28 protein-coding genes and 1 pseudogene are annotated in these 21938 nt (G+C 71.7%); 16 read left to right on the top strand and 13 right to left on the bottom strand.

The window, feature by feature from the left end:
* The 4 genes from VR44_RS08060 to VR44_RS08045 all read right to left on the bottom strand — a co-directional run.
* The coding region (locus VR44_RS08060; protein WP_045946698.1) for a DUF4246 domain-containing protein at nt 1-350 on the bottom strand (350 nt) is incomplete at its 3' end.
* Nucleotides 351-443: 93 nt separating this feature from the next.
* Nucleotides 444-821, bottom strand: coding sequence for an FKBP-type peptidyl-prolyl cis-trans isomerase (locus tag VR44_RS08055; protein ID WP_045946697.1), 378 nt, complete (start codon nt 819-821; stop codon nt 444-446).
* Between the two features lie 53 nt (nt 822-874).
* Nucleotides 875-1993 carry a fatty acid desaturase family protein gene (locus tag VR44_RS08050; RefSeq protein WP_045946696.1) on the bottom strand — a complete coding sequence of 373 codons (1119 nt, stop codon included), beginning with the start codon at nt 1991-1993 and terminating at the stop codon, nt 875-877.
* 7 nt (nt 1994-2000) lie between these two features.
* Nucleotides 2001-3056 (bottom strand): ferredoxin reductase, encoded by a 1056-nt coding sequence (locus VR44_RS08045; protein WP_045946695.1) that lies wholly within the window; start codon nt 3054-3056, stop codon nt 2001-2003.
* Between the two features lie 86 nt (nt 3057-3142).
* On the opposite strand from VR44_RS08045, the gene VR44_RS08040 reads away from it, so the two are divergent.
* Nucleotides 3143-4282, top strand: a complete 1140-nt coding sequence (locus VR44_RS08040) for a PucR family transcriptional regulator (protein WP_045946694.1) — start codon at nt 3143-3145, stop codon at nt 4280-4282.
* 61 nt (nt 4283-4343) lie between these two features.
* Here the strand turns inward: VR44_RS08040 and VR44_RS08035 are convergent, their stop codons facing one another.
* Nucleotides 4344-4979 carry a TetR/AcrR family transcriptional regulator gene (locus VR44_RS08035; RefSeq protein WP_094191493.1) on the bottom strand — a complete coding sequence of 212 codons (636 nt, stop codon included), beginning with the start codon at nt 4977-4979 and terminating at the stop codon, nt 4344-4346.
* Between the two features lie 135 nt (nt 4980-5114).
* Here VR44_RS08035 and VR44_RS08030 point away from each other — a divergent pair, with 135 nt between their 5' ends.
* The 5 genes and pseudogenes from VR44_RS08030 to VR44_RS49075 form a co-directional block, all read left to right on the top strand.
* A complete protein-coding gene (locus tag VR44_RS08030; RefSeq protein WP_045946693.1) occupies nt 5115-6269 on the top strand; it encodes a VOC family protein in 1155 nt (384 codons plus the stop codon).
* Nucleotides 6270-6305: 36 nt separating this feature from the next.
* The gene (locus VR44_RS08025; protein WP_045946692.1) at nt 6306-7244 is read left to right on the top strand and encodes a fumarylacetoacetate hydrolase family protein; all 939 of its coding nucleotides are present in this window, start codon (nt 6306-6308) and stop codon (nt 7242-7244) included.
* Between the two features lie 19 nt (nt 7245-7263).
* Nucleotides 7264-8910: a bifunctional 3-(3-hydroxy-phenyl)propionate/3-hydroxycinnamic acid hydroxylase MhpA gene (gene mhpA, locus VR44_RS08020; protein WP_094191492.1), complete on the top strand. Its 1647-nt coding sequence runs from the start codon at nt 7264-7266 to the stop codon at nt 8908-8910.
* On the top strand, nt 8907-10838 hold the full coding sequence (locus VR44_RS08015; RefSeq protein ID WP_045946690.1) for an acetoacetate--CoA ligase: 1932 nt from the start codon (nt 8907-8909) through the stop codon (nt 10836-10838). The genes mhpA and VR44_RS08015 overlap by 4 nt, the downstream gene beginning before the upstream one ends.
* 78 nt (nt 10839-10916) lie before the next feature.
* Nucleotides 10917-11372: pseudogene (locus tag VR44_RS49075) on the top strand (hypothetical protein); the annotation flags it as partial.
* On the opposite strand, the gene VR44_RS46930 reads toward VR44_RS49075, so the two are convergent.
* Nucleotides 11280-11522: a hypothetical protein gene (locus tag VR44_RS46930; RefSeq protein WP_052713506.1), complete on the bottom strand. Its 243-nt coding sequence runs from the start codon at nt 11520-11522 to the stop codon at nt 11280-11282. The pseudogene VR44_RS49075 and the gene VR44_RS46930 sit on opposite strands and share 93 nt — an antisense overlap.
* Here VR44_RS46930 and VR44_RS40995 point away from each other — a divergent pair.
* The 4 genes from VR44_RS40995 (at nt 11521) to VR44_RS44875 (ending at nt 13429) form a co-directional block, all read left to right on the top strand.
* Nucleotides 11521-12105 carry a ParB/RepB/Spo0J family partition protein gene (locus VR44_RS40995; protein ID WP_052713505.1) on the top strand — a complete coding sequence of 195 codons (585 nt, stop codon included), beginning with the start codon at nt 11521-11523 and terminating at the stop codon, nt 12103-12105. The two genes, VR44_RS46930 and VR44_RS40995, sit on opposite strands and share 2 nt — an antisense overlap.
* 105 nt (nt 12106-12210) lie before the next feature.
* Nucleotides 12211-12795: a sigma-70 RNA polymerase sigma factor region 4 domain-containing protein gene (locus tag VR44_RS08005; RefSeq protein ID WP_045946689.1), complete on the top strand. Its 585-nt coding sequence runs from the start codon at nt 12211-12213 to the stop codon at nt 12793-12795.
* The gene (locus VR44_RS08000; RefSeq protein WP_045946688.1) at nt 12795-13061 is read left to right on the top strand and encodes a hypothetical protein; all 267 of its coding nucleotides are present in this window, start codon (nt 12795-12797) and stop codon (nt 13059-13061) included. Before VR44_RS08005 ends, VR44_RS08000 begins: the two co-directional genes overlap by 1 nt.
* A 221-nt stretch (nt 13062-13282) precedes the next feature.
* Nucleotides 13283-13429, top strand: a complete 147-nt coding sequence (locus VR44_RS44875) for a hypothetical protein (protein WP_157880253.1) — start codon at nt 13283-13285, stop codon at nt 13427-13429.
* 126 nt (nt 13430-13555) lie between these two features.
* Here the strand turns inward: VR44_RS44875 and VR44_RS07995 are convergent, their stop codons facing one another.
* Complete coding sequence (locus VR44_RS07995) at nt 13556-13915, bottom strand: zinc ribbon domain-containing protein YjdM (protein ID WP_045946687.1); 360 nt, start codon at nt 13913-13915, stop codon at nt 13556-13558.
* 159 nt (nt 13916-14074) lie between these two features.
* On the opposite strand from VR44_RS07995, the gene VR44_RS07990 reads away from it, so the two are divergent.
* The 6 genes from VR44_RS07990 (at nt 14075) to VR44_RS07965 (ending at nt 17919) form a co-directional block, all read left to right on the top strand.
* The gene (locus tag VR44_RS07990) at nt 14075-14416 is read left to right on the top strand and encodes an ArsR/SmtB family transcription factor (protein WP_045946686.1); all 342 of its coding nucleotides are present in this window, start codon (nt 14075-14077) and stop codon (nt 14414-14416) included.
* A gap of 74 nt (nt 14417-14490) precedes the next feature.
* The gene (locus VR44_RS07985) at nt 14491-16146 is read left to right on the top strand and encodes a SulP family inorganic anion transporter (RefSeq protein ID WP_094191494.1); all 1656 of its coding nucleotides are present in this window, start codon (nt 14491-14493) and stop codon (nt 16144-16146) included.
* A complete protein-coding gene (locus VR44_RS07980) occupies nt 16143-16565 on the top strand; it encodes a pyridoxamine 5'-phosphate oxidase family protein (RefSeq protein ID WP_245691635.1) in 423 nt (140 codons plus the stop codon). The genes VR44_RS07985 and VR44_RS07980 overlap by 4 nt, the downstream gene beginning before the upstream one ends.
* Nucleotides 16566-16582: 17 nt before the next feature.
* Nucleotides 16583-16987, top strand: coding sequence for an ATP-binding protein (locus VR44_RS07975; protein WP_033221651.1), 405 nt, complete (start codon nt 16583-16585; stop codon nt 16985-16987).
* Between the two features lie 16 nt (nt 16988-17003).
* Nucleotides 17004-17414: an STAS domain-containing protein gene (locus tag VR44_RS07970; RefSeq protein WP_045946684.1), complete on the top strand. Its 411-nt coding sequence runs from the start codon at nt 17004-17006 to the stop codon at nt 17412-17414.
* A 169-nt stretch (nt 17415-17583) separates the two neighbouring features.
* Nucleotides 17584-17919 (top strand): ArsR/SmtB family transcription factor, encoded by a 336-nt coding sequence (locus VR44_RS07965; RefSeq protein WP_045946683.1) that lies wholly within the window; start codon nt 17584-17586, stop codon nt 17917-17919.
* A gap of 158 nt (nt 17920-18077) precedes the next feature.
* Here VR44_RS07965 and VR44_RS45905 read toward each other — a convergent pair whose 3' ends face one another.
* From VR44_RS45905 to VR44_RS07950, 6 genes are all read right to left on the bottom strand, one after another.
* Nucleotides 18078-18236 carry a DUF6126 family protein gene (locus tag VR44_RS45905; protein ID WP_169790989.1) on the bottom strand — a complete coding sequence of 53 codons (159 nt, stop codon included), beginning with the start codon at nt 18234-18236 and terminating at the stop codon, nt 18078-18080.
* Nucleotides 18233-18406: a hypothetical protein gene (locus VR44_RS44870; RefSeq protein WP_169790988.1), complete on the bottom strand. Its 174-nt coding sequence runs from the start codon at nt 18404-18406 to the stop codon at nt 18233-18235. Before VR44_RS44870 ends, VR44_RS45905 begins: the two co-directional genes overlap by 4 nt.
* 86 nt (nt 18407-18492) lie before the next feature.
* Nucleotides 18493-18669: a hypothetical protein gene (locus tag VR44_RS43765; protein WP_169790987.1), complete on the bottom strand. Its 177-nt coding sequence runs from the start codon at nt 18667-18669 to the stop codon at nt 18493-18495.
* 101 nt (nt 18670-18770) lie between these two features.
* Entirely contained in the window at nt 18771-19514 is a 744-nt protein-coding gene (locus tag VR44_RS07960; RefSeq protein WP_045946699.1) for a carbonic anhydrase, read from the bottom strand.
* A gap of 205 nt (nt 19515-19719) precedes the next feature.
* Nucleotides 19720-21243, bottom strand: a complete 1524-nt coding sequence (exaC, locus tag VR44_RS07955) for an acetaldehyde dehydrogenase ExaC (RefSeq protein ID WP_045946682.1) — start codon at nt 21241-21243, stop codon at nt 19720-19722.
* Between the two features lie 56 nt (nt 21244-21299).
* On the bottom strand, nt 21300-21938 hold a 639-nt coding region (locus VR44_RS07950), incomplete at its 5' end, for a helix-turn-helix domain-containing protein (protein ID WP_045946681.1).

The following is a 21938-nucleotide window of genomic DNA, read 5'->3' as shown; positions in this document are numbered from 1 at the left end:
ACCGCCTCGCGCAGCCGGGCTCCGAGCTCCTCGTCGACCAGCGCGTCCGACTGCCACACCCCGTCGACCCCGGACACCTCGATGCCGGTCCGCCCGTCCCGCAGGGCGGCGTAGTGCGCGAGCTCGTCGAGGACGTACCGCACCTGAGCCTCGGTGAGCCCCTGCTCGATGGCTTCCCGCGTCCACCGGGCGACGACCTCGGCGTCCCGTATCTTCTCGAACCACCCGGCCTTCTCCCGGATGTGCGCGCTGCACCGCATCATCTCCAGCTCCCGCAGCGTCCGGGGAGTGGCGTACGGCACGGAACGCGAGGCTTGAAAGGGCAGCGGAAAGGCGGTCAGGCCGGACAATTCTCTTGATCCTCCGAGTAGGTGTGCGGTGGCCGGAACACTACTTCAGCCCACTGACACCGCACCGCACCGCCCATCGGGACCAGTCCTTCCTCAGACCACTGAGAGCAGGTCCACCACGAAGACCAGCGTGGAACCCGCCGGGATCAGCGGGGAGGGGGACTGCTTGCCGTAGCCGAGGCGCGGGGGAACGATGATCTCGCGCCGGCCGCCGACCTTCATCCCCCGGATTCCGCGGTCCCAGCCCTTGATGACCCTGCCGCCGCCCACGGCGAACTTGAAGGGCTCGCCGCGGTCCCAGGAGGCGTCGAATTCCCTTCCGGACTCGAAGGTGACCCCGACGTAGTGGACCCGGACCACCCTGCCCGGCTTCGCCTCCGCCCCGTCTCCGACGACGATGTCCCGGATCGTCAGCTCCTGGGGAGCGTCGCCCCCGGGGAGTTCGATCTCGGGCTTGGTCGGTTCGCTCATCTCAGCCTCACTCCACACGGTGGATGATCACGCTACCCTGCCGGGAACGGGGATCAGGCAGCGACGAGCTCCGGTTCGCGCTCCGGCGCTTCGACCGTGGGCTTCCTGTTCGGCAGCGAGAGCCGGAAGACCTTGCGCCACGCGGAGAACACCTGCTTGGGCAGCGGCCCTGTGACGTACTCCAGCTCGTACTTCTCGAACAGCGCGCGGACCTTCACCGCGACCTCGGCGTACCGGTTGCTCGGCAGGTCCGGGAACAGGTGGTGCTCGATCTGGTGCGACAGGTTGCCGGTCATGAAGTGCATGGCCCTGCTGCCGCTGATGTTCGCCGAGCCCATCATCTGGCGCAGGTACCACTGCCCGCGGGTCTCGTCCTTGATCGACCGGCGTTCGAAGACCTGCACGCCCTCGGGGAAGTGCCCGCACATGATCACCGAGTGGGTCCAGATGTTGCGGACCAGGTTCGCGGTGAACGTGGCGGCGAGGGTGGTGAGGAACGACGGGCCCGACAGCAGCGGGTGGATCACGTAGTCCTTGAGCACCTGCTTGCGGATCTTGCGGCCCACGGCCCTGGCCCGCGTGCGGAACTCCGGGTCCTTGCGGCGGCGTCCCCGCAGGTTCTTGCCGAGCTCCAGGTCGTACGCTGCGATGCCGTACTCGAAGAAGCAGGCGTTGATGAAGTTCCACAGCGGCTGGCCGAGGTGGAACGGGTGCCACTTCTGGTCCTCGTCGACGCGCATGATGCCGTAGCCGAGGTCGTTGTCCTTGCCGAGCACATTGGTGTAGGTGTGGTGCAGCTCGTTGTGCGAGTGCTTCCACTGGTCGGCGGGCGAGACGTGATCCCACTCCCAGGTGGTGGAGTGGATCTTCGGATCCCGCATCCAGTCCCACTGGCCGTGCAGGATGTTGTGGCCGATCTCCATGTTGTCCATGATCTTCGCCACGGACAGCCCGGCGGTGCCGATCAGCCACGCGGGCGGGAAGAAGGAGAACAGCAGCACACCCCGGCTGACCAGCTCCAGCTTGCGCTGTGCCGAGATGACCTTGCGGATGTAGGCGGCGTCCTTCTCCCCCCGGCCGGCGATCACCTCATCGCGGATCGCGTCCAGCTCGCGGCCGAGCTCCTCGATCTGCTCTGCGGTCAGGTGGGCGGTGGGGTCGATGGCGGTCAAGGTGCTCCTACCGTTCGATGGTGCACGCGCCCGCCGCGGCGGACACGCAGGTCTGGATGAGGACGCCCGGCTCGGCCTCGGTGATCTCGCCGGTGCGCAGGTCGCGGACGGCGCCCGCCGTGAGCGGAGTGACGCAGCCGAAGCAGATGCCCATGCGGCACCCCGACGGCATGAGCACGCCGGCCTCCTCGCCGACGTCCAGCAGGGGCGTGGCGCCGTCCGCGTCGGCGGTCCTGCCGGTGGCGCCGAAGGTGACCTCGCCGCCGTCACCGGCGACGACGGTGCCGGGGCGGAAGCGTTCGGTGTGCAGACGCTCTTGGACGCCGTGTTCGCGCCAGAGGTCTTCGGCGGCGTCGAGCAGGCCCGCGGGCCCGCAGGCCCAGGTCTCGCGCTCGGTCCAGTCGGGCACCAGTTCGTCGAGGCGGGAGAGGTCGAGCCTGCCGTCCGTGTCGGTGTGCACCTCGATGAGCCGCAGCTTCTCGTCCGCCACCAGGCCGTGCAGTTCGTCGCGGAAGATCACGTCCTGCGGCTGTGGAGCGCAGTGGACCATGACGGCGTCGTCGAACTCGGTGTCACGCAGCATGCCCATCACGGGTGTGATGCCGCTGCCGGCCGTCAGGTAGAGCACCTTGGCGGGCTTGGCCTCCGGCAGGACGAAGTCACCGGTCGCCTGGTCGAGCTGGACCAGCGTGCCCGGTTTCGTCCTGCGGACCAGGTGGTTGCTGACCTTGCCGCCCGGGACCGCCTTCACGGTGATCGTGACCCGGCCGTCCCGGCGGTTGGTCGGCGAGGTGATGGAGTAGGCGCGCCACAGGCGCCTCCCGTCGACGTCGACCCCGACCCGCAGGTACTGACCGGCCGTGTGACCGCGCCAGCCCCGTCCCGGCCTGATCACGATGGTCGCGGCGTCACCCGTCTCGGGGCGCACGGCCTCGATGCGCCCCCGCAGGTCAGCGCCCGAACGCAGCGGGCTGACCAGGTCGAGGTAGTCCGACGGCAGCAGCGGCGTCGTGACCATCTCCAGCAGTTTCCACGCCCCACTGCGGAGGGCTGCACTCGTCATGACCCCAGCTTGCTGTGCGCAAAGGCGTAAAGTCCTGACCGAAGGGCGTAAATCTGCTCGGCTCAATTGTTCGCAGGGAATGAAACATGAGCAACCCCATCCGGAGGGTCACCGAACTGGCACTGGATGAGAAGACGGTCGCCGCACTTCGGGCCGCGCTGAGGACCACCGCCGACGAGGTCGTCCAGGCGATCATCGACGAGGTCCCTCCCTACGCCAACGCCCTTTCGGGCCGCATGGGCGTCACCATCCGGCGAGCCGTCCGCACCGCCCTGGGGCACTACCTGGACCTCGCGAGCGGGAACGCCACAGGCGGCGACGCCGGTGAGGCGGCCTACGAGCTGGGCCGCGGCGAGGTGCGCGACGGCCGTTCGATGGACGCCCTGCTCAGCGCCTACCGGGTCGGCGCCCGCGTGGCCTGGCGTTGCCTGGCGGCGGGTGCCGTCCCCGCGGGTCTGCCCGCCGCCGAGGTCGCCAGGTTCGCCGAGCTGACCTTCGCCTACATCGACGAGCTCTCCGCCGCGAGCGCCGCGGGCCACGCCGACGAACTGGCGGCCCGGGGGCGGGAGCACGAGCGCCACCTGGAACACCTGGCCCGCGACCTCCTCGCGGGCGCGAACCCGGACGTGCTGCTGGCCTCTGCCCAACGGGCCGGGTGGCAGCCCCCGGCTTCCCTGACCGCGGTCCTGCTGCCCGCCGCCCAGGCCCGGCCCGCCTACCGCGCGCTCGACCCGGGCACCCTCGTCCTCGACGATCTGCCGGACGCCACCGGTGTGCTGCTCGTGCCCGACGCCGACCGGTCGCATCTCCTGCGGCAGCTGACCGACCGCGCCGCCGTGGTCGGTCCGGCCCGGCCATGGACCCGTGCGTCCGCCTCGTACGCACGAGCCGTACGCGCGCGCTCCCTCCCCTTCGATATCCGCGACACGGAGGACCACCTGCCCGAGCTGGTGCTGAGCGCCGACCCGGACGCGTTCGCGGACCTGCGTGCCCGAGCCCTCGCACCGTTGCGGACCTTGCCCGCGGCGACCGCGCGGCGGCTGGAGGAGACGTTGCGGGCGTGGCTGCTCCACCAGGGCAGACGGGACGAGGTGGCGGCGGCGTTGTTCGTCCACCCCCAGACCGTCCGGTACCGGATGTCGCAGCTGCGGGAGCTCTTTCCGGACCTCGCGTCGCCGCACCGGGTCCTAGAGCTGACGCTGGCGGTGGGCCCACGGGTCAGCTGACGCGTCCTTCGACCGTCCGCGGCTCACCCCGGAGGCGTAGCACCACCACGGTGGTGGTCGGTCAGGCGAGGTCGGGGAGGGGGCGCCGAGCGACCTCGTGGGCGTCGTCCGGCGGGACGCCCAGCATGCGCAGGACCATCTCGGCGAGGTTCACCGCGGCCTCGTCGCCGTCCACGTCGGGGCGGGCGAATCTCAGCTCCACCAGGGACAGCAGGGTTCCACCCAGCGCGGACAGGGCCACGGTCGGGTCGACGGGGGTGAAGCGGCCGGAGGCCATGCCCACCTCGACGTCCCGCAGCGCCCGCCGGGCCAGGCCGTTGTGCGAGTGGATGTGGGCCAGACCCCGGCGGCGCAGCACCTGCATCAGCTCCGGGTGCGACTCGGCCATGCGGGCGCTGAGCCGGAAGCCGGTCGCGACGAGCTCCGCCGGGTCGTCGATGCCGGCCAGGCCCTCGTCGAAGGTCTGGCCGAACTCCTCCAGCGCGTCCTGCACCGCGGCCTCGAACAGCTCCGTCTTCGAATCGAAGTGGTTGTAGAAGGAGCCGAAGCCGACGTCGGCGCGCTCGGCGATCACCTGGATGCTGGCGCTGGTGTCCCCGGTCTCGGCGAGTATCCGGCGGGCCGCGCGGACGAGAGCTCCGCGGGTTTCGGCGCGACGCCGCTCGAATCGGTTGCTGGGCGGGGCTGACGTAGGCATGCCCCGATTCTAACCGTTGAGGCGATGATCATCGCAGTCCTGATGAATTCATCATTTACTGCCGCGAGCACCTTGACGATGGAACTCTCACACTTGATGATTTCCTCAGTACGACAATGTCGCTTGGAGGACACCATGTCCGAAACCCGCGCCGACGCAGTCGGCGTCCCGGACGTCAGGACGGCCCATCAGGACCTCCACAGCGCGCAGGGCGCCCTGCGCGGCGAACATCCCGGCCGGTCCCGCAACCCCGTGATCAAGGTGGCCGACCTGGCCTGGCTGGAGTTCGAGAAGCCCGACCTGGACCGGGCCGAGGTCTTCGCCCGGGACTTCGGCTTCGGGATCGCCGCCCGGAGCGGGAGCGAGCTGTGGCTGCGGGGCACCTTCGCCGGCTCGCCGTGCATGGTGATCCGGCGCGGCCGGACCTCCCGTTTCATCGGCCCGGCGTTCCGCGCCGCCGAGCGGGCCGACCTGGACCGGCTGGCCCGCGCCACGGGCGCGTCCGTACGCGACGCGGACGTGCCCGGCGGCGGCAAGGCGGTCGACCTGCTCGACCCCTCCGGCTTCCCGGTCCGGGTCGTGCACTGCACGGAGGAACTGCCGGCGCTGCCCGAGCAGCAGCCGCTCCTGCTCAACTTCGGCACCGGTCACCGTCGCACGAACGTCGCCCAGCGCCCGCCGCGTGAACCCTCCCGCATCCAGCGCCTGGGGCATGTGGTCCTGGAGACACGGGTGTTCGGGCGCGCCCTCGACTGGTACCTGGACACCCTCGGGATGATCGTCTCCGACTTCCTGTTCCTGGACGGCCAACGCGGCCGTGGCCCGACGATGGCGTTCATCCGCTGTGACCAGGGCGGCCGGGCCGTCGACCACCACACGCTGGCCATGCACCTGGGCCCCGGCAACGGCTACGTCCACTCCGCCTACCAGGTGACCGACCTCGACTCGATCGCCGCAGGCGGCGAGTACCTGGCCGAGCGCGGCTACCAGCGCAGCTGGGGCATCGGCCGGCACATCCAGGGCAGCCAGCTCTTCGACTACTGGCGCGACCCCGACCGCTTCATGCTGGAGCACTTCGCCGACGGCGACCTGTTCTCCTGCGACCTGGAGCCCGGCTGGGCGCCCATGTCGACCTCCGGCCTCGCCCAGTGGGGACCCCCCGCCACCCGTGACTTCCTCGGCGCGAGCCCCTCCCCGCAGCGGGTCCGTGACGTCATCGAAGCCCTGCGGGGCGAGAACGAGATGGACCCGGCACGCCTGCTGGGCCTGCTCAAAGCCGCCAAGTCCTGAACCCCCGCACACCCAACCCCTCACAAAGGCACTGACATGAGTACGAACGTCCTGCGCACCGCCGACGGCTGGTGGGTACTCCGAGGCGACCGGGCCGTCCCCGTCGCCACCTCGGCCGCCACCACCGCCGAGCTGATCGCCGACCGGGCGGCCGTGCGCGAGGCCGCCCTCTCCGGGGACGCGGGCACGCCCGTCGCCGACCTGGTCGTCCTCTCCCCGGTCACCACTCCCTGCCGGGTCGTCGCCCAGATGGTCAACTACCGCAGCCACGCCCGCGACTCGGGTTTCACCGGCGACATCCCACCCGCCTTCTTCCGCAAGGCGTCCGGGTCGGTGAGCGGCCCGGGCGAGGCGATCGTCCGGCCGTCGCACGTGAAGTTCCTCGACTACGAGATCGAACTCGGGCTCGTCATGGGCGCCCCCCTGCCCGTCGGCACCGTGGTCGAGGAGCGTGACCTGCCGACCCATGTCGCCGGGCTGGTGATCACGAACGACGTCAGCGCCCGCGAGGTGCAGCTGACCAAGACGCAGTTCTACGAGAGCAAGTCGTACCCGACCTTCACACCGACCGGGCCCTGCCTGGCACTGCTGGAGCCCGAGGACTTCGCCCACCTCCTCGATCTGCGGCTGCGGCTGTCGGTCAACGGCGAGCTCCGTCAGGACCGCACCCTCGCCGACATGATCGTCCGCCCGGCACAGGCGCTGACCCTGCTGGCCCGCTTCCAGACCCTCGACCCCGGCGACCTGCTGCTCACCGGGACCCCCGGCGGCACGGCCCTCAAGGCCCCGCCCAAGGCGGTCGAGAAGATCGGCGCGCTGCTGCCGCCCGCCGTGAAGTGGAAGGCGTTCTTCAAGAGCCAGGCCCGTAACCCGCACTACCTGCACACGGGTGACGTGATCACGGCGACGATCTCGACCGCGGACGGGCGGATCGACCTCGGCGAGCAGCGCACGCCCGTCACGGACGCGAACTGATACCCGAGGTGAGCCGCACATGACCGCCGACCAGGCCGGACCCCGGGACACCGCACCCGGGCCCGCACAGACAGACCCCGCACAGACAGACCCCGCACAGACGGACCCCGCACCCGTCGTGATCATCGGCGCCGGGCCGGTGGGCGTGACCGCCGCCCTCCTCCTCGCCCGGCGGGGTATCCGCACCGTCGTCCTGGAACGCCACCAGGACGTCTACCCGCTCCCGCGTGCCGTCGCCACCGACGACGAGGTGCGCCGCATCCTCCAGGCCGCGGGCGTGGGCGAGGAGTTCGCCGCGATCGCCCGCCCCGCGAACGGCCTTCGGCTGCTGGACGCCCGGCACCGGGTCATGGCCGAGTTCCGGCGCTCCGAGCACGGCCGTCACGGCTACCCGCAGACCAGCATGTTCGACCAGCCCGAGCTGGAACGACTGCTGCGCGACGCCCTCGCCCGCCGCCCGGAGTGCGAACTGCGGGGCGGTGTCGAGGTCACCGGCGTCGGCCCGGACCCGGCCGGCCCCGTGCGCGTGACCTATCGCGACGAGGACGGTGAGCATCATCTGTGGGCCGAGGCGGTCCTCGGCTGCGACGGCGCGGGCAGCCTCACCCGCGACGCCATCGGCGCCGCATGGGAGGACCTGCGCTTCGAGGAACGCTGGACCGTCATCGACGTCCGCACGAAGGCCGACGTCCGCTGCTGGGAAGGCGTCGACCAGGTCTGCGACCCGCACCGGCCGGCGACGTTCATGCGCGTCGGTGAGGACCGCTACCGCTGGGAGTTCCGGCTGCAAGAAGGGCAGCAACCGGTCCGCGAGCTGATCGCCCCGTGGCTGTCGCCCTCGTACGACGGGGACTTCGACGTCGTACGGGAGACGCAGTACACCTTCCGGGCCCGGGTGGCCGACCGGTGGCGCAGCGGACGGGTCTTCCTCCTCGGCGACGCCGCCCACCTCACCCCGCCGTTCATCGGCCAGGGGCTGTGCGCGGGCCTGCGTGACGCCCACAACCTCACCTGGAAGCTGGCCCGCGTCCTGGGCGAGGGCGCCGACGAACGGCTGCTGGACACCTACGAGAGCGAGCGCAAGCCGCACGCACGGCACGCGATCCGGCTCGCGGTCGCCATGGGGTGGGCCATGACCGGCGGCCAGGACGGCGCCGCCGCACTGCGCCGCAGGATCCTGGCCGCGGCCTGCCGCATACCCGGCCTCACCGCGGCGGCGGGACGCGACCTCAGCCCGCCCCTGACCGCCGGGCCCCTCGTCCGGCGCCGCACCCGCAAGGGTCTGGCGGGCACCCACTGCCCGCAACCGTGGGTGGCACTCGACGGCCGGCGCGGCCGCCTGGACGAACTGCTCGGCGACAGCTTCACCGTCCTGACCGCCGCCGAACCCGGGCCCTCGCTGCGCGCCCTGGCCCACGGGCTCGGCGTCCCGGCGATCCCCGTGACCGACCTCCGTGACGACGGCACGCTCGCCGCCTGGCTGCGCGCCGGCCGGGCGGACGCCGTCCTGCTGCGTCCCGACCGCGTCGTCATGGACGTCGTCCCGGCCGGGAGGCACGACTTCACGGACACCGCCGCCTGGGCGCCCCTCCTGCACACCACGCGCAGCCCCCGCCCTTCCCCACGGACCGTGGAGAACAGCCTGCTGAGGAGCTCCACAGAATGACCAGGCCGTACCCGGAACCCTTCGCGACGCCCGATCCGCAGGCCGTCGCCGACAGCCGCATCATGGACTTCGCCCGCCACGCCGGCGTGGACGGTACCGACTACGCCGCCCTGCACCACTGGTCGGTCACCGACCTGGAGGGCTTCTGGGCCGCGGTGTGGGACTACTTCGGCATCGACGCGGACTCCCCGTACGAGCAGGTGCTCGCGCAGGAGCGGATGCCGGGCGCCCGCTGGTTCCCCGGCGCCACCCTCAACTACACCCACCACGCCCTGCGCAACCTCACCGACGACACCGTGGCGGTCATCGCCCTCGACGAGACCGGCGCCGGACACGAGGTGACCGGCGGCCGGCTGCGGGCACAGGTGGCCTCCGTCGCCGCCACCCTGCGCGACCTGGGCGTCGGTCAGGGGGACCGGGTCGTCGGCTACCTCCCCAACACCCCGCACGCGATCGTCGCCTTCCTCGCCGCCGCGAGCCTGGGCGCCGTGTGGTCGGTCTGCGGGCAGGACTACGCCCCCAAGGCCGCCGCCGACCGCTTCGCCCAGCTCGAACCCACCGTCCTGATCTCCGCCGACGGCTACCTCTTCAACGGCACCACCCACGACCGCCGCGACGCGACCCTCGAACTCGTCGGCACGCTGCCGACTTTGAAGGCGACCGTGCTCGTGGACCACGTGGGCCTGCCGTGGCCGCCGCCACAGGCGTACCCGTCGCCGGTGGTGCGCTGGGAGGACGCCTCCACCCGCACCGAGGAACTCACCTGCACGCCCGTGCCCTTCGACCACCCCTTGTGGATCGTGTTCTCCTCGGGCACCACCGGTCCGCCCAAGGGCATCGTCCACGGCCACGGCGGCGTCCTGCTCGAACACCTCAAGACCCTCGGCCTCCACTCCGACCTCGGCCCCGGCGACCGCCTCCTGTGGTACACCACCACCCACTGGATGATGTGGAACCTGGTCGCCTCCACGCTGCTCACCGGGGCCACCACGTGCACCTACGACGGCAGTCCGGCACCCTTCGCCACACCCGACGTCCTGTGGGAGCTGGCCGCCCGCCACCGGGTGACCGTCTTCGGCACCAGCCCCCAGTACCTGCTGGGCATGGCCAAGTACGGCATCGACCCCTCGGCGCACGACCTGTCGTCGATCCGCGTGGTCGGCTGCACCGGCTCCGCACTGCCGGCCTCCGCCTACCCCTGGGTCCGCCACCACGTCGGCGACCACGTCCTGCTCGCGTCCATCAGCGGCGGCACGGACGTCGTCTCCGGCTTCGCCGGCAGCGCCCCCAACACACCGGTCTGGGCAGGAGAGCTCTCAGCGCCCCACCTGGGCGTGGCCCTGGCCGCGTACGACGCCGAGGGCGTCCCTGTCGTCGACCAGGTCGGGGAGCTGGTCGTCACCCGGCCGATGCCGTCCATGCCGCTGTACTTCTGGAACGACCCCGACGGCACCCGCTACCGCGACGCCTACTTCACCTCCCACCCCGGCGCGTGGCGGCACGGCGACTGGATCACCCTCACCTCCCACGGCTCGGTGATCGTCCACGGCCGCTCCGACAGCACCCTGAACCGCAACGGCGTACGCCTGGGCAGCGCCGACATCCACGAGGTCGTCGAACGCCTCCCCGAGATCACCGAGGCCCTCGTCATCGGAGCGGAAGAACCCGACGGCGGCTACTGGATGCCCCTGTTCGTGGTCCTCGCCGCCGACGCCACCCTGGACGACCCGCTCCGCGAGAAGATCAAGCAGGCGATCCGCACGGGTGCCTCCCCCCGCCACGTCCCCGACGAGATCCTCGAAGTCCCCGGCATCCCGCACACCCGCACCGGCAAGAAACTCGAAGTCCCCGTCAAGCGCCTCCTGCAGGGCGCCCCGGTCGACCAGGTCGTCAACCCGGCAGCCGTGGACGCCCCCGACCTAATGTGACAGGCTGCTTCACGTGGCTCTGATAGCGCGCAGATCCTGACGTCGGTGGGCCCCCGTGCCCCCATCACAGCGGAGTCCATGGCCCGCCACCACCCCACAGGCGCGCCAGAGTCCGGCCTGCGGTCCCTCCGGGCCGCAGGCCGTTCCCGTGGCTGGAGGGGCTGGAGCCCGCCGGGCCTGAACGGCAGCTGGGGAACGAGTCACCGGCTGACGGGAGTGAGCCGGTGGCAGCCACCCGTGCGCTCCCGTGTGCTCCGGTGCGGGGCACGCCGGGTGGTCCGGCTCCTGCTAGGTTCCGACGCCGATACGAGGCGGAGGAACGGAGGGGTCGGCAGCATGGGAGAGGTCGAGGAGGAGCGGACGGTCCCGCTGGAGCGGCTGGGGCGCAATCCGCTCAACCCGCGCAACCACGCCGGTGACCTGGCGGAGACGGTCCAGTCCTTACGGTCCACGGGGCAGGTCCAGCCGCTGACGGTGGTGCGGCGCGAGGCCTTCCTGGCGGTGCACGCGGGCCAGGAGGCGGCCCTGGGCGGGGCCGCGTACGTGGTCCTCGACGGCAACCGCCGGCTCGCCGCGGCGCGCGAGGCGGGGCGAGGCGGGGCTGTCGGCGCTGCGGGTCGACGTACGCGACGATCTCGCGGCCAGCCGTGCGGCCCTGCTGGAGGCGGCGCTGGTCGCGAACATGCACCGGCTCGACCTGCACGTGATGGAGCAGGCACGCGCCGTCCGGGAGCTGGTGCGGGAGCACGGTCACCAGCGGCTGGTGGCCCAGCAGCTGGGCAAGACCGCGGCGTGGGTGTCGCAGCGGCTGAAACTGCTGGACCTGGCACCGGACTTGCAGGAGTTGGTGGAGCGCGGCGAGCTGAAGGTGAAGGACGCCCGCCGGATCGGCGCCATGGCGCCGGGGCTCCAGCACGCGGCGGCCGAGCAGGCGATGAGCGGCGGGCGGAACGGCAGCCAGGGCAGGAGTCGGAGCGTCGCCCGGCCGGCCGCGTACGGATCCGCTCCGGGCGGTCCGGCGCACGCCGTTAACCCGGTTAACGCGCCGGGCGCCACGGCGGACGTGGAGGATCCGGTCGGGCGATTCGGCGAGTACGTCGAATGCGCCGTGGACTTCGCGAACTCGATGCACGGGATCGCCTCGGCATACCGGGCGGCGGCCACGGCCGACCAGGGGGCGGCGGACGCGCTGGTGGCGCGGCTCTTCGAGCGGCTGGAGAGGGTCACCCGGCATCTGCCGCCCCCTGCACCGCCGTCGGCGGGCTGACACCGGAGCGGAGCCCTCCCGTCCGTGATCCCGGCAACTCCACGGCAGGGTTGGCCGGTTCTGGCAGGCTGATTTCCGGTCGGGGCAGAGCGAAGGGAGGTACCGGTGTCGTTCTTCACCGAGGGGCGGTCTCTCACCAAGGGCCGGGTCCGGGTCCACCAGCCGACGGACGAGGACAAGCGCGTCCAGAACGCGCTGATCTCGGAGCAGTACCAGCCCTGTCAGCGGATCGCCCTCACCACGTGCCGCGACCCGCGCGTGGACATCGAGTGCGTGGTCGAGGACGGGTACGCCTGGATGTGCGCCAACTGGCCGAACCGGCCGGCCGATCCGGTGGGCTGGCTGCACAGCCTGGTCCGGAGCTACGCGAGGAAGGCCCGCAAGCAGGTGCCGGACTCGTGGACGCGCAAGGACTGGTACGGATGGCGCGTCTACGCGGAGTACTTCGCGGACGTCGCGGACGAGGAGGTGGCCAAGGGGCTGCGGGTCGTCGACGAGATGCCCGAGTCGATGAAGCGGATCTTCGAGGCGCGCTGCGTCTTCGGGTACCGGAGGGAGGTGACTGCCGAGCTGTTTCGCGTCTCGGTCGACTCGGTGGGCACCTCGGACGCGATCGCCCGGATCAGGGCGGTCACCGACGCGGAGGCCGTTTTGGCGTTCTTCGCGGAACAGATGGAAGGGGGATCCTGATGCGCGACAGTTACGCCCGAGGGGAGTCGATCACCGCTCAGCGCCATTCCCGCATCATGCAGAAGGCCGATGCGATCCAGTTCAGGCAGCGACGTGAGGACGAGGAGACCAGCGTGGTCCTCGGCCGGACCTCGCTCGCCGCGAGTCTGATGGCCGTCTCGTTCGCGGGCGCCTTCCCCGGTGCGGTCATCTCGCACGCACTGGGACTGATCTCGGTGGTGCCCGGTCTGGTCACGGTCTTCCTGCGGATCAAGAACCGCGGCTGATCATGACTGATCGCGACTGATCACGAGAAATACGGGCCCGGCCGCTCACCGACCGTCTCTCACAACACCCGATGAGAGGCCGGCCCACGGCACATCCGGAGGGACACACCATGTGCAATCGTTGCACAAACAGTCAAGGCACGTCAGCCGAGTCGCCGACGCCCGCGGAACCGCACGTACGGCCGACGCCCGCCGCCGGGCCGGTGGCGGTGCCCGCGCCCGTGCTGTCGCGGAGCCACCGCCGCCCGGTGGCGCTGGACCCGGCCGATCCGCTGGGCGCGACGCTCTACGCCTTCGCCGGCGCGGCCCTGTTCGAGGCGGCCCGCTTCGCGGCCGAGCACGTGAGTGTCACGGTCACCCTCTTCTGACGCGCCCGGCGTACGGACGCCGACACACTCCCAAGCACCTCTGGCCGGGCCTTTCGCAAGGCCCGGCCAGAGGTGTTCCGTGCTGCAGGCAGCCGAGACGGGAATCCTGCGTACGCGATCCGCGGGTCAGGCCTTCTTGACCACGCTCGACTTGAGCTGCATGGCTCCGAAGCCCTCGATCCGGCAGTCGATGTCGTGGCCGTCGACGCCGTCGATCAAACGGATGTTGCGGACCTTGGTGCCCGCCTTGATGCCCGAGGGACTGCCCTTGACCTTCAGCGCCTTTACGACGGTCACGCTGTCGCCGTCGCGCAGCACGTTGCCGACGGCGTCCTTGACCACCCGCTCCGAGGTGGCGTCGGCACCGCCCTCGGCGCTCTCGGCGGGTACCCATTCGTGGCCGCACTCCGGGCAGACCACCAGGGCGTTCATCTCGTAGGTGTACTCGCTGGAGCACTTCGGACACGGAGGCAGGCTGTCGCTCATTCACGCAGGTTTCTGGACGTCGGGAAGGGGGAGTCGCCATAGTAGCAAATTGCAAAAGTCTGCAATTTCATACATGCTGTGATGGCTGTGTCCGTAGGTAGCCGCGGGCACAGCACCAGGCGTTTGCCCCGTTCGGGGCGGTGAGAAGGGTGCGAGACCGTGCCGGTTCCGCTGTATCAGGCGAAGGCCGAGTTCTTCCGGATGCTCGGGCACCCGGTGCGGATAAGGGTTCTGGAGCTGCTGCAGGACGGGCCGATGCCGGTTCGGGACCTGCTGGCCGCGATCGAGGTCGAGCCCTCCGCCCTGTCCCAGCAGCTCGCGGTCCTGCGCCGCTCGGGGATCGTCACCTCGACCCGTAACGGCGCGACGGTGGTCTACGAGCTGGCGGGCGGGGACGTGGCGCAGCTGATGGGGGCGGCGCGGCGGATCTTGACCGAAGTCCTGACCGGGCAGAGCGTGCTGCTGGAGGAACTGCGCGAGTCCGAGGTTGCGACCTCGTGAGCGTGAACACCGTGGTGACGGCCGTCGTGGGCCGGGTCCGCGCCGTCCTGCCCGCCCGGGCCGACTACGCGGTCATGGCCCGCAGCCCCCGCCGGGACCTCTTGGCCGGTCTCACCGTGGCGATCGTGGCCCTTCCCCTCGCCCTCGGGTTCGGGGTCTCCTCCGGCCTGGGTGCGGAGGCGGGGCTGGCCACCGCCGTGGTCGCGGGTTCGCTCGCCGCCCTGTTCGGCGGGTCGAACCTCCAGGTGTCCGGACCGACCGGGGCGATGACCGTGGTGCTGGTGCCGATCGTCGCCCGGTACGGGCCCGGCGGCGTCCTCACCGTCGGCCTGATGGCCGGTGTCCTCCTGATCGGTCTCGCGCTGCTGCGTGCCGGGCAGTACATGCGGTACGTGCCGGCGCCGGTGGTGGAGGGCTTCACCCTGGGGATCGCGTGCGTGATCGGCCTCCAGCAGATACCCAACGCCCTCGGCGTCGAGAAGCCGGAGGGGGAGAAGGTCCTGCTGGTGGCGTGGCGGGCGCTCGTGGAGTTCGTGGCGTTCCCGAACTGGACGGCGATCGGCCTGTCCGTGGGTGTGGCGGCGGTCATGCTGGCCGGGGCGCGGTGGAGGCCGACGGTCCCGTTCTCGATCGTCGCGGTCATCGCCGCTACCGTGATCACCCAGGTATTCCACCTCGACGCGGCGGCCCCGATCGGGGATCTTCCCTCCGGGCTCCCCGCCCCGTCGCTGGCCTTCCTCGATGTTTCCGCGTTCGGCTCGCTGCTGGCCCCGGCGGTCGCGGTCGCGGCGCTCGCCGCGCTGGAGTCGCTGCTGTCGGCGACCGTGGCGGACGGGATGACGGTGGGGCAGCAGCACGACCCGGACAAGGAGCTGTTCGGGCAGGGCATCGCCAACCTCGCGGCCCCGCTGTTCGGCGGTGTCCCCGCCACCGCCGCCATCGCCCGTACCGCGGTCAACGTCCGCACCGGCGCCTCGTCCCGGCTCGCCGCACTCACCCACGCCGCGGTACTCGCGGTGATCGTGTTCGCCGCCGCCCCCCTGGTCTCGAAGATCCCCCTGGCCGCCCTGGCCGGCGTGCTGCTGGCCACGGCCATCCGCATGGTGGAGGTCGGCTCGCTGCGCGCCATGGCGAAGGCCACCCGCTCGGACGCCGTCGTCCTGGTCCTGACCGCCGCCGCCACGCTGATCCTCGACCTCGTGTACGCGGTGATCATCGGACTCGTCGTGGCGGGCGCCCTCGCGTTGAAGGCGGTGGCGAGCCAGGCGCGGATGGAACAGGTCGACTTCCGCCCGGATGTACCCGGCGAGCACAGCGACGAAGAGCACGCCCTGCTCGCCGAGCACATCGTGGCCTACCGCATCGACGGGCCGCTCTTCTTCGCCGGCGCCCACCGCTTCCTCCTCGAACTCTCCGAGGTCGCCGACGTGAAGGTGGTCATCCTGCGCATGGCGCGGGTGACCACCCTGGACGCCACCGGCGCCCTCGTGCTGAAGGACGCGGTCGAGAGGCTGAACCGCCGCGGCATCGCCGTCATGACCTCGGGCATCCGGCCCGGCCAGCGCCAGGCCCTGCACGCCGTCGGCGTCCTGGAGCTGCTGCGTCTGGAGGGCCGGGAGTACGCCACGACCCCGGAGGCGATCGCAGGGGCCCGCAAGCACCTGGAGCAGGCGGGCCTGCTGCCGCGTACGCATCACCGACCGCACCGCATCCGGAAGGGCGCACGATGACCGTTCCCGCCGACCGCCGCATGATCGAGGTCTCCGGCACCGAGGCCCTGTGGCTCCTCGAAGGCTCCGCGCAGGGCCGTCTCATCTACGTCCAGCGGGAGGTGGTCGTCGTCCGCCCCGCCGCACACGTCATGGAGTACGGGCGCCTCGTCGTCCGCGCCCCCGTGCAGGCTGCCACCATCCCCGGCCGGGCACTGCTGACCTACCACGTGGATGAGGTCCGCACCCCGGCGGGGACCGGCTGGACGGTCAGCGCCCACGGGCCGGCCGACGTCATCGCCGACCCGGACGAGGCCGCCCACTACCGGCGCACCCTGCCCGGCTGGAGCCACGGCCCGCACGACACCCTGCTGCGGCTGCGCCCGCAGTCCGTGTCCGGGTTCCGTCTGGCCCGGGCGGTCTCGGAGGCGGGCCGGTGAGCGTCCAGGTCGAGACGATGCCCTACCGGCACGTGCTGGACGTGCCGGCCATGGGCTCGGCCGTGCGCATCGCCCGGGAGACCACCGAGCTGGTCCTCGTGGAATGCGGGGTGGGCCTGCGGCACCCGAGCGTGGGACCGGCGCTGCTGATCGTGGCCGAGCTGGTCACCAACGCCGTCCGTCACGCCGCCGTGTCCTCCCCGATGATCACCGTGACCTACGCCCACGGACCCGGCGCCTTCGCGTTCGCCGTCCACGACCGTCACCCCTACCAGCCCGCCCTGTTCGGTGCGCTGGGCACCGCGCCGGGCAGCGGCCTGGCCATGGTGGTGGAGATGACGATGGAGCTCGGCGGCACCGCTGTCGTGCGGGCGGATGCGGACGGGCGCGGCAAGGCCATCTGGATCACCCTTCCCCTGTGAAGCCGAGGAGCTGACGATGACGATTGAATGGCGCTACACCACCCGTCAGGACCTGGGCGTGCTGTCCCTGGCCGGGTATCTCGGCTCGGAGGCCACCGACCGGTTCACCGGAGCGATCGGCTGGGCGCTCGCCCGGGGCACCGGCCCGGTCATCCTCGACCTGACCGGGCTGCTGGGCTGGTCGGCCGGCGGGCAGATCGCCATCGCCCAGGCCGCCCGCCGTCTCGGCGAGAACGGGCGCCGACTCGAGCTCGCCGCGATCCCCGCGGACGGCTCGCTCGTCCCCGATGGGACCTGCGCGCCCGTGCCCGTGCACTGCGACCTCGCCACCGCTCTGGCCGCCCACGGAGCTGGCGGGACGGTCAAGCAGTGGACCACCGATGACTGGCCCACCGGGCAGTCGCCCGAGGCGTCCGCCCTCATCTGAGACCGGCACCACCGTCCGGAGGCCTGGCCCTGAAGACGGGTCCCGGATCCCGCGAGTTGCAGGGGTCTGCAATTGTGGAGGTCGCAAGGTGTGAAGAGGGGCGAACGGATGCCCTACGGAGGAACGGTTCCGGGTGGATGAGATGGGCAGTCAGGGGAGAGGTACACGAGTGAGCACGCCGCTGTACCAGCTGAAGGCGGAGTTCTTCAAAACGCTGGGGCACCCGGTGCGCATCCGCGTCCTGGAGCTCCTGTCCGAACGCGAGCACGCGGTCGCCGAGATGCTGCCCGAGGTCGGGGTGGAAGCCGCGAGCCTCTCCCAGCAGCTCGCCGTCCTGCGCAAGGCCAACCTGGTGGTCACCCGCCGCGAAGGCTCGAACGTCCACTACAGCCTGACCCATCCCCAGATCGCCGAGCTCCTGCGGGTCGCCCGCGGCATCCTCTCCGGGGTCCTGGAGGGCCAGGCCGAACTCCTGGCCGACCTCAAGGCGGGCCGCCACACCTGAGCGGTACCCCACCGTGCGGGCCCTGCAGGGCCCGCACTCCACATGCGGCGGCCGTCTTCCGTTAGTGCGGGTTCGACACGCGCTTCTGACACCGGAAGGCGGCCGCTCCCTCCCCGAACCCGCACCCAGGGGTGCTGGATCCCACTTCGGTCCCGGTCTCACTTCTGGGCGTGCTGCCCCAGGTAGAAGAGCAACCAGACGAACCCGGCGAACACGTGCGTGCCGAAGATGTAGAAGAAGGCCCGCATCGCAACGCCCTTCTCCTTCCACTTCTCCTGCTCCGCAGCCGTGTCCGTCTCGGACGGGTTGTCCGTCATGATGCGTCTTCCTTCCTCGTGCTCGGCTCTCCGACCTGGCCGCGGCACGGACGGACGAGGACCTGCACGCCGTGCTCGCCTGCGTGTTCGATGACGGCGGCGACCTCACCGGCCTCGACCGTGCGGACCTCGGGCTCAGGGCCGGTGCCGAGGTAGGTGATCTCGTACAAGCGCAGCCCCTGCCCGGCGGCCCGGCCGGCGTCGGCAGGCGTTGTCGTGCGCCGACGCCCCGGACGCGCGGCGGGCACCGCGGGGTTCATCGGCCGGTCCCGGCGTCGGTGGCCACGCCGTGATCGTGGGCCACGCGCAGCGCGTCCTCCAGCTCCTCAGCGGCCTGCGCCTCCTCGAAGGCGTCGGCGGCCTCCTGCGCAGCCTGGAGATGAGCCCGCGCCACACGTACCCGTTCCAGCGCCGCTTCCTCGAACCCGGCCACACCCCAACCCCGTCCACCATGTCCAGAACTAGTAAATTGCATAACTCTGCAAGTCTAGCTGGTGAGGGGCCGCCGCCGGGAAGTTCACCGGCCCAGGCTGATCAGGGCACCTTGCGCACCAGCTGGCTGGTCAGTTCGTAGCGTGCTCCGACGATGGCCAGGCAACCGTCGGCGACCCGGGCGGCGAGGTCCGGCTCGGCGGTGAGACGCGCCCGGACCCGGCGGACGTTCTCGGTGACCGCCGCGTCGATCCGGGCCTGGCCCTCGAGCCGGTGGTCGATCGCCGGCCGGATCCGCTCCGCGAGGTAGCGGACGTGCGCCGGGAGCGCACCGCCGGCCTCGGCGTGCACGGCAGCGGCGACTGCTCCGCACCCCTGGTGACCCAGGACGACGATCAGCGGGACACCCAGTTCCAGCACCCCGTACGAGATGCTGCCCAGGACCGCTTCGTCCAGGACCTCGCCCGCCGACCGCACGGTGAGCAGATCGCCCAGCCCCTGGTCGAAGACCAGCTCCGGTGGCACCCGCGAGTCCACGCACCCCAGGACCACCGCGAACGGGTGCTGCCCGCCCACCAGCGCCCGGCGCACGTCCCCGGCTTGGTCCGGATGGCTCTCACGAAACGTCCGCCACCGCCGGTTCCCCGCCTCCAGCTCACGCCACGCACGCCCCGGCTCGCAGGGCCGCGGTCTGTCGCCGACCGCCGCCCCGGACCGGGAGCCCGAGGCTGCCGACGCCCCGCACACCAGCCCCGCCCCCAACACCGCGGCCCCGCGCAACCCTGCACGCACCAGTCGGCGACGCGGGACGGACACCTCTGACCCACAGCCACGATCGACACTCATGTCCGGACAAGCTAGCCGCCTCCCACGCCCGGGCGGGGGCGCAGGTCCGGCCTTGAGCAAGATTTGGCCCACTCCCTCCCAGGACCGGCCGGCCCCCTCGGCAGGCGGCCGGCGTACACCTGGCAGGCGAGACGGCTGGTACTGCACAGGGCGTCCGGGACCACCAGCAGCCGGGCCCGGGCCCGGCCGGCCGGGGCAAAGGCGCTCAGAAGAAGCCGAGCTTCTTCGGGGAGTAGCTGACCAGCATGTTCTTGGTCTGCTGGTAGTGCTCCAGCATCATCTTGTGGGTCTCGCGGCCGATGCCCGACTGCTTGTAGCCGCCGAACGCGGCGTGGGCCGGGTAGGCGTGGTAGCAGTTCGTCCAGACGCGGCCCGCCTGGATCGCGCGGCCCGCGCGGTAGGCCGTGTTGACGTCGCGGGTCCAGACGCCCGCGCCCAGGCCGTACGCCGTGTCGTTGGCGATGCGGACCGCGTCGTCGAAGTCCTCGAACGAGGTCACCGACACCACCGGACCGAAGATCTCCTCCTGGAAGATCCGCATCCGGTTGTCTCCCTCGAAGATGGTCGGCTGGACGTAGAAGCCGCCCGCCAGGTCGCCGCCGTGGTCGATCCGGCCGCCGCCCGTGAGGATCTTCGCGCCCTCCCGCTGGCCGATCTCCACGTACGAAAGGACCTTCCTCAGCTGCTCCTCCGAGGCCTGCGCGCCGATCATCGTGTCCGTGTCCAGCGGGTGGCCCGGCACGATCAGTTCGGTCCGGGCCACCGCCGCGTCCAGGAAGTCGCCGTAGCGGCCGCGTTCGATCAGGGCGCGCGAGGGGCTCGTGCACACCTCGCCCTGGTTCAGCGCGAACATGGTGAAGCCCTCCAGGGCCTTGTCGCGCAGGTCGTCGTCCTTCGTCCAGATGTCGTCGAAGAAGAGGTTCGGGCTCTTGCCGCCCAGCTCCAGCGTGACCGGCTTCAGGTGCTCCGCCGCGTACTGCAGGATCAGCCGGCCCGTAGCCGTCTCCCCGGTGAAGGCCACCTTCGCCACCCGGGGGCTCGACGCCAGCGGTTTGCCCGCCTCCTCGCCGAAGCCGTTGATGATGTTCACCACCCCCGGGGGAAGGAGGTCCGCCACCAGGCTGAGCCAGTAGTGGACGGAAGCCGGGGTCTGCTCGGCGGGCTTGAGGACGACCGTGTTGCCCGCGGCCAGGGCCGGGGCCAGCTTCCACACCGCCATCAGGATCGGGAAGTTCCACGGGATGATCTGCCCGACCACGCCCAGCGGCTCGTGGAAGTGGTAGGCCACCGTGTCCTCGTCCAACTGGCTGAGCGAGCCCTCCTGCGCGCGCAGCGCCCCCGCGAAGTAGCGGAACTGGTCGACGGCCAGCGGGAGGTCGGCGGCGAGGGTCTCGCGGACCGGCTTGCCGTTCTCCCAGGTCTCCGCGACCGCCAGGGCCTCCAGGTTCTGCTCCATGCGGTCCGCGATGCGCAGCAGGATGCCCGCCCGCTCCGTGGCGGAGGTGCGGCCCCAGGCCGGGGCCGCCGCGTGCGCCGCGTCCAGTGCCCGCTCCACGTCCTCCGCCGTACCGCGCGCGACCTCCGTGAAGGGCTGCCCGGTGATGGGGGACGGGTTCTCGAAGTACCGGCCGCGCACGGGCGGTACGTACTCCCCGCCGATGTGGTGGTCGTAGCGGGACGCGTACGCCATCAGGGCGCCCTCGGTACCGGGTGCGGCGTAACGGGCCATCGTGGTCCTCCCCTTGCCGGGCGCCGCCCGCCGTCGGACAGCGCTCGGGGAGGAGGCTAGGAGCGGGCAGGTTGCGGGAACGTTGCACGCCCCGCGCCCGGCCCCGGGCCGGGTCCCGCGCCCAGCTCCGCGTCGAGGGAACGTACGCGGGCCAGCGCGGCCGGCCGGTCGCGGGGCGGCAGCGCCGAGGCCAGCGCCCGCCACACCGCCGGGTCGTCCGCGCCCCACGGGCTGCACACCCAGTCCGACAGCAGCCCCACGTCCGCCCGCGCGATCACCGCCGCCCGCGCCTGGTCCTCGATCCGCCGCCGCAGCCGGACGATCCCCGGGGCCGAGGAGCCCGGCAGCAGCGGGCCCGGGTAGCGGGTGAGGGCGGCCGAGACGGCACCCGCCGCCAGGTGCCGGGTCACGGCGGCGAAGTCCGCTTCCAGGGGGGCCGCGGTGCGGTACGGGCGCGAGAGCAGGACCCCGGCACCCAGCACGGCGCGCAGCCGGGACATCTCCGCCCGCAGGGTCACCGCCGCCACCGACTCCTCCTCGTACAGGGCGTAGGCCAGCTCCTCGCCCGTCAGGCCCTCGGGATGCTGCGCGAGCAGGGCCAGGATCTCGCTGTGCCGCCGCCCCAGGACGATCCGCCGCCCGCCGAGCACCAGCAGCGCCTCGTCCCGGCCGAGCGCGCTGAGCGTGTCGGGGGC

Origin of the sequence: Streptomyces katrae (assembly GCF_000966975.1) — a bacterium.
In the GTDB taxonomy this organism is placed as follows: Bacteria; Actinomycetota; Actinomycetes; order Streptomycetales; family Streptomycetaceae; genus Streptomyces; species Streptomyces katrae.
Note: the sequence above shows the minus strand (reverse complement) of the source record. Positions and strands in the feature narration are given on the sequence as shown.

Coding starts and splice junctions, on each gene's coding strand:
- VR44_RS40995 (WP_052713505.1), top strand. CDS start 11,521: ATGCACCGGCTCGACCTGCACGTGATGGAGCAGGCACGCGCCGTCCGG.
- VR44_RS08000 (WP_045946688.1), top strand. CDS start 12,795: ATGCGCGACAGTTACGCCCGAGGGGAGTCGATCACCGCTCAGCGCCAT.
- VR44_RS08030 (WP_045946693.1), top strand. CDS start 5,115: ATGTCCGAAACCCGCGCCGACGCAGTCGGCGTCCCGGACGTCAGGACG.
- VR44_RS07960 (WP_045946699.1), bottom strand. CDS start 19,514: ATGAGTGTCGATCGTGGCTGTGGGTCAGAGGTGTCCGTCCCGCGTCGC.
- VR44_RS07980 (WP_245691635.1), top strand. CDS start 16,143: ATGACCGTTCCCGCCGACCGCCGCATGATCGAGGTCTCCGGCACCGAG.
- VR44_RS07995 (WP_045946687.1), bottom strand. CDS start 13,915: ATGAGCGACAGCCTGCCTCCGTGTCCGAAGTGCTCCAGCGAGTACACC.
- VR44_RS08045 (WP_045946695.1), bottom strand. CDS start 3,056: ATGACGAGTGCAGCCCTCCGCAGTGGGGCGTGGAAACTGCTGGAGATG.
- VR44_RS46930 (WP_052713506.1), bottom strand. CDS start 11,522: ATGTTCGCGACCAGCGCCGCCTCCAGCAGGGCCGCACGGCTGGCCGCG.
- VR44_RS08055 (WP_045946697.1), bottom strand. CDS start 821: ATGAGCGAACCGACCAAGCCCGAGATCGAACTCCCCGGGGGCGACGCT.
- VR44_RS07970 (WP_045946684.1), top strand. CDS start 17,004: ATGACGATTGAATGGCGCTACACCACCCGTCAGGACCTGGGCGTGCTG.
- mhpA (WP_094191492.1), top strand. CDS start 7,264: ATGACCGCCGACCAGGCCGGACCCCGGGACACCGCACCCGGGCCCGCA.
- VR44_RS08035 (WP_094191493.1), bottom strand. CDS start 4,979: ATGCCTACGTCAGCCCCGCCCAGCAACCGATTCGAGCGGCGTCGCGCC.
- VR44_RS07975 (WP_033221651.1), top strand. CDS start 16,583: ATGCCCTACCGGCACGTGCTGGACGTGCCGGCCATGGGCTCGGCCGTG.
- exaC (WP_045946682.1), bottom strand. CDS start 21,243: ATGGCCCGTTACGCCGCACCCGGTACCGAGGGCGCCCTGATGGCGTAC.
- VR44_RS08025 (WP_045946692.1), top strand. CDS start 6,306: ATGAGTACGAACGTCCTGCGCACCGCCGACGGCTGGTGGGTACTCCGA.
- VR44_RS45905 (WP_169790989.1), bottom strand. CDS start 18,236: ATGACGGACAACCCGTCCGAGACGGACACGGCTGCGGAGCAGGAGAAG.
- VR44_RS07985 (WP_094191494.1), top strand. CDS start 14,491: ATGGCCCGCAGCCCCCGCCGGGACCTCTTGGCCGGTCTCACCGTGGCG.
- VR44_RS08015 (WP_045946690.1), top strand. CDS start 8,907: ATGACCAGGCCGTACCCGGAACCCTTCGCGACGCCCGATCCGCAGGCC.
- VR44_RS08040 (WP_045946694.1), top strand. CDS start 3,143: ATGAGCAACCCCATCCGGAGGGTCACCGAACTGGCACTGGATGAGAAG.